This window comes from Micromonospora taraxaci (assembly GCF_007830095.1).
Classification (GTDB): Bacteria; Actinomycetota; Actinomycetes; order Mycobacteriales; family Micromonosporaceae; genus Micromonospora; species Micromonospora taraxaci.
This window is the reverse complement of the sequence record NZ_VIWZ01000001.1, coordinates 4497740-4513377: the sequence shown is the minus strand read 5'-3', so window position 1 is coordinate 4513377 and position 15638 is coordinate 4497740. Positions and strand designations below refer to the sequence as shown.

Annotated in this window: 1 protein-coding gene; it reads left to right on the top strand. The window is 74.0% G+C overall.

Features of this window, described 5'->3' with window-relative positions:
- Positions 1-15 precede the first annotated feature (15 nt).
- Positions 16-15618 carry a type I polyketide synthase gene (locus FHU34_RS33810; protein ID WP_244311758.1) on the top strand — a complete coding sequence of 5201 codons (15603 nt, stop codon included), beginning with the start codon at positions 16-18 and terminating at the stop codon, positions 15616-15618.
- The last annotated feature ends 20 nt before the right edge of the window (positions 15619-15638 follow it).

Below are 15638 nucleotides of genomic sequence, written 5' to 3'. Positions count from 1 at the left end.
AACGGGGTACGTGTGATGGCGAACGACGAGAAGCTGCTCGACCATCTCAAGTGGATGACCGCCGAGCTGCGACGCAGCAAGCGGCGCCTCGAAGAGGTGGAGACGGCGGCCGGCGAACCGGTCGCGATCGTCGCGATGACCTGCCGCTACCCCGGGCGGGTCGACACGCCGGAGCAGCTCTGGGAGCTGATCGCCGCCGGCGGTGACGCGATCGGCGACTTCCCCCAGGACCGGGGCTGGGACGTCGACGGGCTCTACGACCCCGACCCGGACGCGAAGGGCAAGAGCTACGCCCGCGAGGGCGGCTTCCTCGCCGAGGCGGCCGACTTCGACCCGGCGCTGTTCGGCATCTCGCCACGCGAGGCCCTGGCCATGGACCCGCAGCAGCGGTTGCTGCTGGAGACCGCCTGGGAGGCGTTCGAGCGGGCCGGCATTCCCGGTGACAGCGTGCGCGGCAGCCGGACCGGCGTGTTCGTCGGGATCAGCGGCCGCGACTACGACACCCTGTTGCAGCGGCACACCCAGGACGGCATCGAGGGCTACCGGTTGACCGGCAGCGCGGCCAGCGTGCTCTCCGGGCGGATCGCGTACCAGTTCGGTCTGGAAGGGCCGGCGGTCACCATCGACACCGCCTGCTCGGCCTCCCTGGTCGCGCTGCACCTGGCGGTCCAGTCCCTACGCCAGCAGGAGTGCTCCCTCGCCCTCGCCGGTGGCGCCACGGTGCTCGCCACCCCGGAGGCGTTCGTCGAGTTCAGCCGCCAGCGCGGCCTCGCCCCGGACGGCCGGTGCAAGCCGTTCGCCGCCGCCGCCGACGGCACCGGCTGGTCCGAGGGCGCCGGCCTGCTCCTGCTGGAGCGGCTCTCCGACGCCCACCGCAACAACCACCCGGTGCTCGCCGTCATCCGGGGCACCGCGGTCAACCAGGACGGCGCGTCCAACGGCCTCACCGCCCCCAACGGGCCTGCCCAGCAACGCGTCATCCGGGCCGCGCTCGCCAACGCCCGACTCACCGCCGCCGACGTCGACCTGGTCGAGGCGCACGGCACCGGCACCCGGCTCGGCGACCCGATCGAGGCGCAGGCGCTGCTCGCCACCTACGGTCAGAGCCGTCCGGCCGGCGAACCGCTCTGGCTCGGCTCGCTCAAGTCCAACCTCGGCCACACCCAGGCCGCGGCCGGGGTCGGCGGCGTGATGAAGACGGTGCTCGCCCTGCGGGCCGGTGTCATGCCGCGCACCCTGCACGTCGACGAGCCCACCCCGCACGTGGACTGGACCGCCGGCAACGTCCAACTGCTCACCGCCGAGCGCCAGTGGGCGCCGGGGGAGCGGCCCCGACGGGCGGCGGTCTCCGCGTTCGGCATCAGCGGCACCAACGCCCACGCGATCATCGAGGAGGCTCCGGCGACGGACGCCCCGGCGACGGACGCCCCGGCCGTCACCGACCCGGTCTGGGTGCTCAGCGGTCACACGCCGGAGGCGCTGCGCGCCCAGGCCGGTCGGCTCGGCGCCTTCACCGCCAGCTCCGGGGCCAGCCCCGTCGACGTCGCCCACTCGCTCGCCGCTACCCGCTCACCGCTGCCCGTCCGGGCGGTGGTCACCGGCGCCGACCTTCCGGCCGGCCTGGCAGCCCTGGCCGACGGGAACGCCGCCGCCGGGCTCGTCACCGGCACCGTCCAGGAGGGCCGCACCGCCTTCCTCTTCTCCGGTCAGGGATCCCAGCGGCAGGGCATGGGCCTCGACCTCGCTGAGCGGTTCCCGGCGTACGAGCAAGCATTCGACACGGTCTGCGCGGAACTGGACCCCCACCTCGACCGTCCGCTGCGGGAGGTGATCGCCGACGGCGTGGACCTGGAACAGACCGTCTACACGCAGGCCGCCCTGTTCGCGGTCGAGGTGGCCCTGTTCCGTCTGGTCGAGTCATTCGGGGTCACCCCGGACTACATCGTCGGGCACTCGATCGGTGAGATCTCCGCCGCCCACGTGGCCGGCGTGTTGTCCCTTGCCGACGCCGCGACGTTGGTGACGGCGCGAGGCCGGCTGATGCAGGCGTTGCCGCCCGGCGGGGTGATGGTGGCGGTACGCGCCACCGAGGCCGAGGTGCTGCCGCTGCTGTCCGCCGGTGTGGACATCGCCGCCGTCAACGGTCCCCGGTCGGTGGTGCTGTCCGGCACCGCCGACGCCGTGACGGCGGTCGCCGCCCACTTCGACACGTCCAAGGCGCTGACGGTCAGCCACGCGTTCCACTCGGCGTTGATGGAGCCGATGCTGGCCGAGTTCGCCCAGGTGGCGAGCGCCCTGACCTACCACGAGCCGGTCATCCCGGTCGTGTCCAACCTGACCGGGCAACTCGCCGGCACACCGGACGCCGACTACTGGGTCCGGCACGTGCGCGGGGCGGTCCGGTTCGCCGACGGCATCGCCTGGCTGCGCGGCCGTGGCGTCACCCGGTTCCTGGAGATCGGCCCGGACGGCGTCCTCACCGCGATGGCCCGGGACAGCGACGACACCGAAGCCACCTACGTGCCCCTGCTGCGCCGGGGCCGCCCCGAGGTGACCGCCCTGGTCACCGGGCTGGCCGAAGCGTACGTGCGGGGCGCCGCGGTGGACTGGACCGTGCTGGCCCTCGGTGGTCGCCGCGTCGACCTGCCCACCTACGCGTTCCAACACCAGCGGTACTGGCCGTCCACCGGCACCGCCACGGCCGGCGACACCCGGGCGCTGGGCCTCACCGGTGTCGACCACCCGCTGCTCGGTGCCGCCGTCGCCCTGGCCGGCGTCGACGAGCACCTCTTCACCGGTCACTGGTCCGCCGCCGGGCACCCGTGGCTCGCCGACCACCAGGTCGCCGGGGACCTCGTCGTGCCCGGCACCGCCCAGCTCGAAGCGGTGCTCGCAGCGGGCGCCGAGGTCGGCTGCCCGACGGTCGAGGACCTGGTCCTTGCCACCCCGCTCGTCCTGCCGCCGGCGGGGGTGCGGGTTCAGGTCCGGGTCGGCGCGGCGGACGCCGACGGCCGGCGCAGCGTGAGCGTGCACAGCGGGGACGGCGAGACGTGGACCGTGCACGCCTCCGGCACCCTCGGCGTCACCGGCACCGCGCCCCCGACCCTCACCGAGTGGCCGCCGCCGGGGGCCGAACCCGTCGACATCGGCGACCTCTACCCGGGGATCGTCGAGCGCGGCCTCACCTACGGGCCCGCGTTCCGGGGCCTGGAAGCGGTCTGGCGCGGCCCGCTGGGGGAGACCTTCGCCGAGGTACGCGGGCCCGAGAGCGTCGACGCCTCCCGCTTCGGGCTGCACCCGGCGATCCTCGACGCCGCCCTGCACGCCCTCGGTCACACGGTCACCGATGCCGAACCGGCCGCCGTCCCGTTCGCCTGGAACGGTGCCACAGTGCACGCGGTCGGCGCCGACACGATCCGGGTACGGCTGCGGGGCACCGACACCGTCGCCGTGGACGTCTGGGACACCACTGGGCAGCCGGTCGCCACTGTCGGTTCCCTGGTGCTCCGGCCGTACACCCCACCCACCACCAAGACCCTCCCGGTCGCCGACGCCCTGCACCGCCTCGCGTGGACACCGGTCGCCGCCGCCCCCGCCGCACCGGCCACATCGGCGCAGATCTGGCACCCGCCGACCACCGGTGCCGACCCGCTGACGGCCACGCACTCGGCGACCGCCGCCACGCTCGACGTACTCCAGCGGTTCCTGCGCGACGCCACCGACGCGGACGCCCGGCTCGCCGTGGTCACCTCCGGCGCGGTGGCGACCTCACCCGACGGGGACGTCACCGACCTGGCCGCCGCCGCGGTGTGGGGGCTGGTCCGCACCGCGCAGACCGAGAACCCGGACCGCTTCGTCCTGGTCGACCTGGACCGCCCCGACGACGGCGTGCTCGCCGCCGCGCTCGCCACCGGGGAGCCGCAACTCGCCGTCCGCAACGGCACAGTGCTCGCCCCACGCCTGGCGCGGGCCGCGACCGGGCCCGCCCTCATCCCGCCCGCCGGAGTCCCCTGGCGACTCGACGTCCCGGTCAAGGGCACCCTCGACAACCTCACCCTCGTCCCGTGCCCCGAGGTCGACGAACCGCTCGGCCCGGGCCAGGTCCGGATCGCGGTCCGCGCCACCGGCCTCAACTTCCGGGACGTCCTGATCGCCCTGGACATGTACCCCGACGTCGCCCAACTCGGCAGCGAGGGCGCCGGTGTCGTCACCGCGATCGGCCCCGGTGTCGACGGGGTGGCCGTCGGCGACGCGGTCATGGGCATGTTCTACGGCGCGTTCGGCCCGGTGACCGTCACCGACCACCGACTGGTCACGCCGATCCCGGCCGGCTGGACGTTCGAGCAGGCCGCCGCCGTGCCGATCGTCTTCCTCACCGCCTACTACGCACTGGTCGACCTGACCGGCCTGCGTGCCGGGGAGTCGCTGCTGGTGCACGCCGCCACCGGCGGCGTCGGCATGGCCGCCGTGCAACTGGCCCATCACCTCGGCGCCACCGTCTACGGCACGGCCAGCCCGGCCAAGTGGGAGACGCTGCGCGGTCTGGGTGTCGACGGCGACCGGATCGCCTCGTCCCGCACCACCGGCTTCGAGGAGAGGTTCCGCGCCGCGACCGGCGACCGTGGGGTCGACGTGGTGCTCAACTCGCTCACCGGCGAGCACGTCGACGCCTCGCTGCGGCTGCTCGCCCCGGGCGGCCGGTTCGCCGAGATGGGCAAGAACGACGTCCGCGACCCGGCCGAGATCAGCGCGGCGCACGGCGTCAGCTACCAAGCCTTCGACACCATCCAGGCCGGACCGGACCGGATCCAGGAGATGCTGCGGGCCCTGGTCGACCTCTTCGAGGCCGGCGCGCTGCGGCCGCTGCCGGTGACCACCTGGGACGTACGCGCGGCGGGTGCCGCGTTCCGGCACGTCAGCCAGGCCGCGCACGTCGGCAAGGTGGTTCTCACCGTCCCGACCGCCCTCGACCCGGAGGGTGCCGTCCTGCTCACCGGCGGCACCGGCGCGATCGGAGCGGCCGTCGCCCGGCACCTGGTCACCACCCACGGCGTCCGGCACCTGGTGCTGGCCGGCCGGCGTGGCCCGGACGCGCCCGGCGCGGCCGACCTCGCCGACGAACTGCGTGGCCTCGGTACCAACGTGACATTGGCCGCCTGCGACGTCGCCGACCGCAGCGCGGCTGCGGCCCTGATCGCGGCCAGCACCACGGACCGGCCGCTCACCGCCGTCGTCCACCTCGCCGGCGTCCTCGACGACGGTGTCCTCGGCGCGATGACAGCGGACCGGTTGAGCAGCGTGCTACGCCCCAAGGTCGACGCGGCCTGGCACCTGCACGACCTCACCCAGGATCAGCCGCTCGCCGCCTTCGTGCTCTTCTCGTCGCTGTCCGGGCTGCTCGGCGCGGCCGGGCAGGCCAACTACGCGGCCGCGAACGCGTTCCTGGACGGGCTCGCCGCGCACCGCCGCGCCCAGGGCCGGACGGCGATCTCGCTCGCCTGGGGCCCCTGGACCGCCACGGCCAGCATGGCCGGGCGGCTGGACGACACCGACACGCGGCGCATGGACCGCACCGGTGTGCTCGGCTTCAGCACCGGTGAGGGGCTGGCGCTGCTCGACGCGGCGCTCGGGGTCGACGAGTCGTTGACCGTTCCGGTGCGACTCGCCCGTACCGTCGCCGCCGGCACCACCCCGCCGCCGCTGCTCCGTGGCCTCGTCCGTGGTGTGACCCGCCCGGCCGGCAGCGCCGGACCGGCCGACGCGGCGACCGCGCTGCGCCGTCGGCTGGCCACCGCACCGGCCGAGGCCGAACGGATCCTCCTGGACATCGTCGTGGCGGACGTCGCCGCGGTCCTCGGGCACGCCCCGTCCGATGTCGTCGCCGGCCGAGCTTTCAAGGAACTCGGGTTCGACTCGTTGACAGCCGTCGAACTGCGCAACCGGCTCACCGCCGTGACCGGGCTCCGGCTGTCCGCGACACTCGCCTTCGACCACCCGAGCCCTCTCGCGCTCGTCGCCCACCTGCGCGACGAACTGCTCGGCGGTGCCATCCCGGAGGCACCCCAACCCTCCACCGCCGCCATCGGGGACGACGACGATCCGATCGCGATCGTCGCGATGGCCTGCCGCTACCCGGGTGGCATCAGCACCCCGGAGGAGTTGTGGCGACTGGTCGCCGACGGCGCCGAGGGCATCAGCGCGGTCCCGGTGGACCGGGGGTGGCGGGCCGACCTCTTCGACACCGACCGGGACGGCGGCTCGGCCACCGACCGTGGGGGCTTCCTGCACGACGCCGCCGACTTCGACGCCGACTTCTTCGGCATCTCGCCGCGCGAGGCACTGGCCATGGACCCACAGCAGCGGCTGCTGCTGGAATCCACCTGGGAGGCCCTGGAACGCGCCGGCATCGACCCGGAGACGGTCCGCGGCGAGCAGGTCGGCGTCTTCGTGGGGGCCTCGGCCCAGGGGTACGACACGCTGCTGCAGGGCCGGGACGCCAGCACCGGCTACCTGCTCACCGGCACCGCCGCCAGTGTCATCTCGGGCCGGCTCGCGTACACCTTCGGCTTCGAGGGCCCGGCCGTCACGGTGGACACCGCCTGCTCGTCGTCACTGGTCGCGCTGCACCTGGCGATCGGTGCGATCCGCAACGGCGAGTGCGCGATGGCCGTCGCCAGCGGCGCCGTGGTGATGGCCACGCCGACGATGTTCCTGGAGTTCTCCCGACAGGGTGGGCTCGCCGCCGACGGGCGCTGCAAGGCGTTCGGGGCGGGCGCCGACGGCACCGGCTGGTCCGAGGGCGTCGGTGTACTGCTGGTCGAGCGGCTCTCCACCGCCCGCCGGCGCGGTCACCCGGTGCTCGCGCTGGTCCGGGGCACTGCCGTCAACCAGGACGGCGCGTCGAACGGCCTGACCGCCCCGAACGGCCCCGCCCAGCAGCGGGTGATCCGGGCCGCGCTCGCCGACGCCGGTCTGTCCACCGCCGACGTCGACGTGGTGGAGGCCCACGGCACCGGCACGGTGCTGGGCGACCCGATCGAGGCGCAGGCGTTGCTCGCCACCTACGGGCAGGGCCGCGCCGCCGACCGGCCGCTGTGGCTCGGCTCGATCAAGTCGAACCTGGGTCACGCGCAGGCCGCAGCCGGAGTCGGCGGCATCATCAAGATGGTCATGGCGATGCGGGCCGGACTGATGCCCCGCACCCTGCACGCCGACGAGCCGACCTCGCACGTCGACTGGTCGTCCGGCTCGGTCGCCCTGCTCACCGAGGCCCGCGAGTGGACGGGCGACGGGCGTCCCCGCCGGTCGGCGGTCTCCTCGTTCGGGGTCTCCGGCACCAACGCGCACGTCATCCTCGAAGCGGCACCCGAACCGGACCCCGCACCCGATGGGCCGGCACGCGAGGCGACCGTCGACGTACCGCTGCTCCTTTCCGCCCGTACCCCGGAAGCGCTGACCGCGCAGGCCACCCGGCTCCTAGCCGACGGCGACGTGGACCTGCTCGACGCCGCGTACACCCTCGCCGGGCGGGCCCGCCTCCCGCACCGGGCGGTGGCGTTCGGTCGGGCCGCGCTGGAAGCCCTCGCCGCCGGCGAGCAGGACCCCGCTCTGGTCACCGGCGTGCCGGTGACCGGCCGGACGGCGTTCGTGTTCTCCGGCCAGGGCTCGCAGCGCCCCGGCATGGGCCTGGCCCTCTACGGAACCTTCCCGGTGTACGCGGAAGCGTTCGACGCTGCCTGCGCCGAACTGGACAGGCACCTGGACCGGCCGATCCGCGACGTCATCGCCGAGGGTGACGACCTGGACCAGACGGTCTACACGCAGTCGGCGTTGTTCGCCGTCGAGGTCGCGTTGTTCCGCCTGGTGGAGTCGTTCGGTGTCACCCCGGACTACCTGGTGGGGCATTCGATCGGTGAGATCGCCGCCGCGCACGTCGCCGGGGTGCTGTCCCTGCCTGATGCGGCGAGGCTGGTCACCGCCCGAGGTCGCCTCATGCAGGCCCTCCCGGCGGGCGGTGTCATGGTCGCGGTGCGGGCCACCGAGGCCGAGGTGCTGCCGTTGCTGTCCGACGGTGTGAGCATCGCCGCGATCAACGGACCTCGTTCGGTGGTGCTGTCCGGAGTGGCGGACGAGGTCGCGGCCGTCGCGGCGACGTTCAAGTCCAAGCGGCTGCGGGTGAGTCACGCGTTCCATTCGGTGTTGATGGAGCCGATGCTGGCCGAGTTCGCCTCGGTCGCGGCGACGCTGACCTACGAGTCGCCGCGCATCCCGATCGTGTCGAACGTGACCGGGCAGGTCGCGTCGACACAGGACGCCGCGTACTGGGTGCGGCACGTCCGCGAGGCGGTGCGCTTCGCCGACGGGATCACCACACTGGAGAGCCTGGGTGTCAGCACCTTTGTGGAGATCGGCCCGGACGGGGTGCTGTCGGCCATGGGTGCGGACTGCGTCAGCGACGCGGTGTTCGTACCAGTGCAACGCTCCGACCGGGACCAACCGACCACGCTGCTCACCGCCCTCGCGCAGGCTTTCGTGCGCGGCGTCGCTGTCGACTGGACGCCCTGCCTGACCGGCGGACGGTTGATCGACCTGCCCACCTACGCCTTCCAACGCCGCCGCTACTGGCCGGCCGCCGCCGTCGGCGAGGCCGGCGCCGGCACGCATCCGCTACTCGGCGCGATGGTCCCGCTGGCCGGCAGCGACGACGAGCGGGTACACACCGGCCACTGGAGCACCGGCTCGGTGCCCTGGCTGGCCGACCACCGCATCGCCGGCTCGGTCGTCGTGCCCGGCACCGCGCTGCTCGAACTGGTCCTCGCGGCCGGCACCGAGGCCGGCTGCGACCACGTCGACGACCTCGTGCTCTCCGCCCCGGTGGTGGCCGGCGAACGCGGCGTGCAGCTCCAGGTCCGGGTCGGCCCGGCCGACGACGCCGGACGTCGACCGGTCGCGGTGCACGCCACCACCGACGGGGTCCGGTGGGCGGCACACGCCACCGGTACGGTCAGCCCCGCCACAGTGCCCGCCCCGGACACCGACGAATGGCCGCCGCCCGGCGCGACCCCGCTCGACCTCGGCGACCTCTACCACGACCTGGCCGACCGTGGCCTCGACTACGGTCCCGCCTTCCGGGGGCTGCGCGGGGCCTGGCGCGCCACCGACGGCACCCTCCACGCCGATCTGGCCCTCGACGGTGACGCCGACGGGTACGCGGCGCACCCGGCGCTTCTGGACTCCGCCCTGCACGTCCTCGGCCTGACCGGCGACGCCGGCCGGGAGGCCAAGGTGCCGTTCTCCTGGACCGGTGTCACCCGCCACGGTCAGACCGGCAGCGCCGCCCGCGCCCGGCTGACCCGGACCGCCACCGACACCGTCCGGATCGATCTGACCGACGACCTCGGTCGCCCCACGGTCAGCGTGGAGTCCCTGCTCCTGCGGCCGTACGCCCCGCCGTCGGTGCTGCACACGCTGGCGTGGTCGCCGATCCCGGTGCCCGTGGAGTCGACCGCGCAGGACCTGACCGTGCTGCGCGTCCCGCAGGTCCCGGGCGACCAGGCCGCTGCCGCGCACGCGGTGACGGTGGAGGCGCTCGCCGCCGCGCAGGCCGTGCTCGCGCAGGACGACGCCCGTCTGCTCGTGCTCACCACCGGGGCGGTGGCCGCGAACCCGGACGACACGGTCCCGAACCCGGCCGGCGCCGCGGTCTGGGGCCTGATCCGCAGCGCCCAGTCCGAGAACCCGGGCCGCTTCCTGCTGGCCGACGCCGAACCCGGTGACGACCCGGACGACACCCGACTGGCAGCCATCGCCGCAGCCGGAGAGGACCAGGTCGCGGTACGCGGTGGCGCTGTCCTCGTACCCCGGCTCGTTCCGCACCGCCCGACCGGCGACGGCCCGGACTTCGGCACCGGGACCGTACTGGTCACCGGTGCCCTGGGCGCCCTCGGCAGGATCGTCACCCGGCACCTGGCGACCCGTCACGGCTGCACCGACCTGATCCTGCTCGGTCGCCGCGGCACGGACACGCCCGGTGCCGCCGAGCTGGTCGCCGACCTGGCCGGCCTCGGCGCCACCGCGATGGTGGTGGCCGCCGACGCGGCCGACCGGGACGCCCTCGCGGCGGTCCTCGCCGCAGCGCCCGACCTGACCGCCGTCGTCCACATCGCCGGAGTCCTCGACGACTGTACGATCGACCGCCTCACCCCGGACCGCACCGCCGCCGTCCTGCGACCGAAGGTCGACGCGGCCTGGCACCTGCACGAACTCACCAGCGACCGGGACCTCTCCGCCTTCGTGTTGTTCTCCTCCGCCGCCGGCGTCTTCGGCGGCCCGGGGCAGGGCAACTACGCCGCCGCCAACGCCTTCCTCGACGCCCTCGCGGCGCACCGGCGCGCCGCCGGCCTGCCCGCGACCTCGCTGGCCTGGGGACCGTGGGCGGACGGCATGGCCGCCGGTCTCGCCCCGGCGGAACTGGACCGGATGGCCCGCTCCGGTGTGCTGCCGCTGCCGACCGACGTGGCGCTCACCGCGCTGGACCAGGCCGGCGCCGACGGCCAGGCCCTGCTCGTACCGGTCCGGCTCGACCCGTCGGCGACCCCGTCGCACGTCCCCGGCGTGCTGCGCGGCATGGTCCGCGCGATCCCCCGGCAACGCGCGGGTCGGGCGTCCGGCGACGCCGCCCTGGTGCGCCGGCTCGCCGGTCTGGCACCGGCCGCACGCCGCGACCAACTGCTCGATCTGGTACGCACCCACGTGGCCGGCGTGCTGGGCCACGGCTCCGGACGGGCCGTTGTCGCCGACCGCCCGTTCAGCGAGTTCGGCTTCGACTCACTCGCCGCCGTCGAGCTGCGCAATGGGCTGAACGCCGCGACCGGGCTGCGGTTGGCCGCCACCCTGGTCTTCGACTACCCGACCCCAGTCGCCCTGGCCGACCACCTGAACACCGCTCTCGGCGGTGGCGACGACGGCCCCACGGCCGGTGTGAGCAGGGCGGTCACGGCCGACGAACCCATCGCGATCGTCGGCATGGCCTGCCGCTACCCCGGCGGTGTGACGACCCCCGAGGACCTGTGGCAGCTGGTCGACACCGGTGGTGACGCGATCGGGGAGTTCCCCCCTGACCGGGGCTGGGATGTAGGGGTGTTGTTCGATCCCGATCCTGACAATCCTGGGACCACGTACACCAAGGAGGGCGGTTTCCTCTACGACGCGGGCGACTTCGACGCGGGATTCTTCGGGATCTCGCCACGGGAGGCGCTCGCCATGGATCCGCAGCAGCGGCTGTTGTTGGAGACCTCCTGGGAGGCGTTCGAGCGGGCCGGGATCGACCCGGCGGTCGTACGGGGAGCGCAGGTGGGTGTGTTCGCTGGGGTGATGTACCACGACTACGTCAGCCGGCTCGGCTCGGCTGACGGAGTCGAGGGTCTGCTGGGTGTCGGCAACGCCGGCAGTGTGGTCTCCGGCCGGGTGGCGTACACCTTCGGTCTGGAGGGCCCGGCGGTCACCGTGGACACCGCGTGCTCGTCCTCCCTGGTGGCACTGCACCTCGCGGTGCGGGCGCTGCGCAACGGCGAGTGCGTCATGGCACTGGCTGGTGGGGTGACGGTGATGGCCACCCCGGGTACGTTCGTCGACTTCTCCCGGCAGCGCGGCCTGGCCCCCGACGGCCGGTGCAAGTCCTTCTCCGACGACGCCGACGGAACCGGCTGGGCGGAGGGCGCCGGCGTGCTGCTCGTCGAGCGGCTCTCCGACGCGGTCCGCAACGGTCACCGGGTGCTCGCCGTGGTACGCGGCACCGCTGTCAACCAGGACGGCGCGTCGAACGGGCTCACCGCCCCGAACGGCCCGTCGCAGCAGCGCGTCATCCGCGCCGCGTTGGCCGACGCCGGCCTGACCACCGCCGACGTGGACGCGGTCGAGGCGCACGGCACGGGCACCCGACTCGGCGATCCGATCGAGGCGCAGGCGTTGCTCGCCACCTACGGTCAGGATCGGCCCACCGACCAGCCGCTGTGGCTCGGCTCGATCAAGTCGAACATCGGGCACACCCAGGCCGCCGCCGGTGTCGCCGGGATCATCAAGATGCTGATGGCGATGCGGCACGACACCATGCCGCGGACCGTCCACGTCGAGCGGCCCACCGGGCACGTCGACTGGTCCGACGGTGCGGTGGAGCTGCTCGTCGACCCGAGGCCGTGGCCGGCCAGGGAGCGCCCGCGCCGGGCGGGAGTCTCGTCGTTCGGGGTGTCCGGCACCAACGCCCACGTGATCATCGAGGAGCCGCCGGTCATACCTGTGGCCGAGTCGGTCGCGACGGATCCCGGTGCGCCCTGGTTGTTGTCGGCGCGCAGCGCGACGGCGGTCGCCGGGCAGGCGCAACGGCTCGCGGCGTGGGACGGCGATGCCGGGGAAGCGGCGTACTCGCTGGCCGCTTCGCGTGCTGTCTTCGACCACCGCGCGGTGGTGCTCGGCCCGGACCATCGGGCCGGTCTTGCCGCGTTGGCCGACGGGTTGCCGTCCAGCGCTGTGGTGTCCGGTGTGGCCCGTTCCGCCGGTGTGGTGTTCGTGTTCCCCGGTCAGGGGTCCCAGTGGGTCGGGATGGCCGCCGGGTTGTTGGATGCCGAGCCGGTGTTCGCGGCTCGGATCGCGGAGTGTGCGGCGGCGCTGGCGCCGTTCGTGGACTGGAACCTCCTGGACGTGCTGCGCTCCGACGATCCGTTGGAGCGGGTGGACGTGGTGCAGCCGGTCCTCTGGGCGGTGCATGTCGCGTTGGCCGAGGTGTGGCGGTCCAGGGGTGTGACCCCCGATGCGGTGATCGGTCACTCGCAGGGCGAGATCGCGGCGGCCTGTGTGGCCGGGGCGCTGTCGCTGGGTGACGCCGCGAAGGTCGTCGCCCTGCGCAGTCAGGCCCTGCTGGCGATCGCCGGTAGTGGCGGGATGGTGTCGGTCAGCGCCGGCCTGGACGTGGTCACCCCGTTGTTGACCGAGGGTGTCAGTGTCGCGGTCGTCAACGGCCCGACCAGCGTCGTGGTGGCCGGTGCGGACCTGGATGCGTTCCTGGCCGCTGCGGAGGTGGCTGGGGTGCGGGCCAAGCGGGTCAAGGTGGACTACGCGTCGCACTGCGCGTTGGTCGAGCCGGTGGAGGCCGACCTGGCCCGCCTGCTCGACGGGGTGCAGCCCTTGCCCGGCACGGTGCCGGTGTTTTCCACTGTGGAGGACGGCGGTGTCATGGACGCCGCCTACTGGTACCGCAACCTGCGTCAACCGGTACGCCTGGACCTGGCGGTGCAGGCCGCACAGGCGGCGGGGCACCGGATCTTCATCGAGGTCAGCGCCCACCCGGTGCTCACCGGGGCGATCGAGGCCACCACCGTCGGCACGCTGCGCCGCGACGAAGGCGGCCCCGAGCGATTCGTGCGGTCGCTGGCCGAGGCATGGGTGCAGGGCGCACCCGTCGACTGGAACACCGTCATCCCCGCCACCCGGACCGTCGACCTGCCCACCTACCCCTTCCAACACCAGCGTTACTGGCCGGCCGGCGACACACCGGTGCCCGTCGTCGACCCGGTTGACAGCGAGTTCTGGCAGGCGGTGGAGAACGGCGACCTCACCCCCCTCGGGATCACCAACGACGGCGACGCCCTGCTGCCCGCCCTCACCGCCTGGCGGCGTACCCGCAAGGAACGCGGCACCACCGACACCTGGCGCTACACCGTCGGCTGGACCGCCCTGCCCGAGCCGCCCGACGCGTTGCTCACCGGCACCTGGCTGCTGATCACCACCGCCAACGCCCCGGCCGAGACCGAATTCGCCAGCGCCGCGATCGAGCAGGCTGGCGGCACTGCCGTCATCGTCGAGGTCGACCCGGCGACGACCGACCGGGCCACACTGACCGCACAGCTGAGAGCCGCGACCGGCCCCGAGCCCGCCGTCACCGGCGTGCTGTCCCTCCTGGCGGTCGCCCCGGACACCGACGGAGCCGTCCCGCGGTGCCTCACCGCGACAGTGCTGTTGGTCCAGGCCCTGGCCGACGCCGGAATCCCCGGCCGGCTCCGGATCGTCACCCGCGGCGCGGTCACCGTCGCCGCCACCGACGAGCCGCCGCTGACCGGGCCCGCCCAGGTCTGGGCCACCGGCCGGGTACTCGGCCTGGAACAGCCGGACCGCTGGGGCGCCCTGATCGACCTGCCGGCCCGGCTCGACAACGCCGCCCTCACCCGCTTCCAGGCAGCCGTCGCCGGCATCGACGACGAGGACCAGATCGCGGTACGCGAGGACGCCGTCCACGCCCGACGCCTCCGCCCCGCCCCCCTCGACAACCCGGCACCACCGAACGGGTGGACGCCCACCGGCACCACCCTGATCACCGGCGGCACCGGCGCGATCGGCGCACACGTGGCCCGCTGGCTGGCCGGACGCGGTGCCGAGCACCTGGTGCTCACCAGCCGTCGAGGCCCGGACGCCCCGGGCGCCGACGAGCTGCGTACCCACCTGGAACAGCTCGGTGCCCGGGTGACCATCGTCGCCTGCGACGCGGCCGACCGGGACGCGCTCACCAGCCTGCTCGACGGCATCGACGATCTCACCGCGGTCTTCCACGCCGCCGGCGTCGCCCGCTCGGCGCCGCTGGCCGACACCCGCCTGGACGAGTTCGCCGACGTGGTCAACGGCAAGGCGGCAGGTGCCGCAGTGCTCGACGACCTCGTCGGAGACGTCAGCGCGTTCGTTCTGTTCTCCTCCAACGCCGGGGTCTGGGGCGGGGGAGGGCAGGGCGCGTACGCGGCGGCCAACGCGTACCTCGACGCGCTCGCGGCCCGTCGCCGGGCCCGTGGTCTGCGCGCCACCTCGATCGCCTGGGGTGTGTGGGACGGCGGCGGCATGTCCGACGCCGTGATCGTCGAGCAGTTGCGCCGACGTGGCCTCGCCGCGATGGCGCCCGACCTGGCCATCGCCGCCATGGCCCGCACCCTGGACCACGACGAGACCTTCGTCGCCATCGCCGACGTGGACTGGCAGCGGTTCGCGCCCGCCTACGAGTCGGCCCGGCCCCGGCCGCTGCTGCACGAACTGCCGCAGGTACGCCGGATCCGCGACGCCGACCAGGCCGCGATCGGTGGCCAGGGGGCGTCCGCGCTCTACACCCGGCTACGCGACAGGTCTCGCGGCGAACGGCACCGGGCCCTGCTCCAGACGGTACGGGCGGAGGCCGCCGCTGTCCTCGGCCACCCGTCGGCCGATTCCGTCGAACCCGAGCGCGCGTTCCGGGAGTTGGGCTTCGACTCGGCGACCGCGATCGAGATGCGCAACCGGCTCAACGCGAGTACCGGCCTGCGGCTCGCCACCACCCTCATCTTCGACTACCCCAGCGCCCTGGTCCTCGCCGAGCACCTGCACGACGAGCTGTTCGGACCGGACGACCTCGACGACGACGCCCGCATCCGGCAGGCGCTCGCCGCGATCTCCCCGGCCCGGCTGCGTGCCGCCGGGTTGCTCGATGCGCTGTTGCGCCTCACCGACGGCGACGACGCCGAACCCGCCGCCGGGGAACCCGACGGCACCGACCTCGACGGGCTGGATGAGGACGACCTCATCCGGCTGGCGCTCGATTCCTCTCGCTGAACCACCGACGTGCGGAGCTC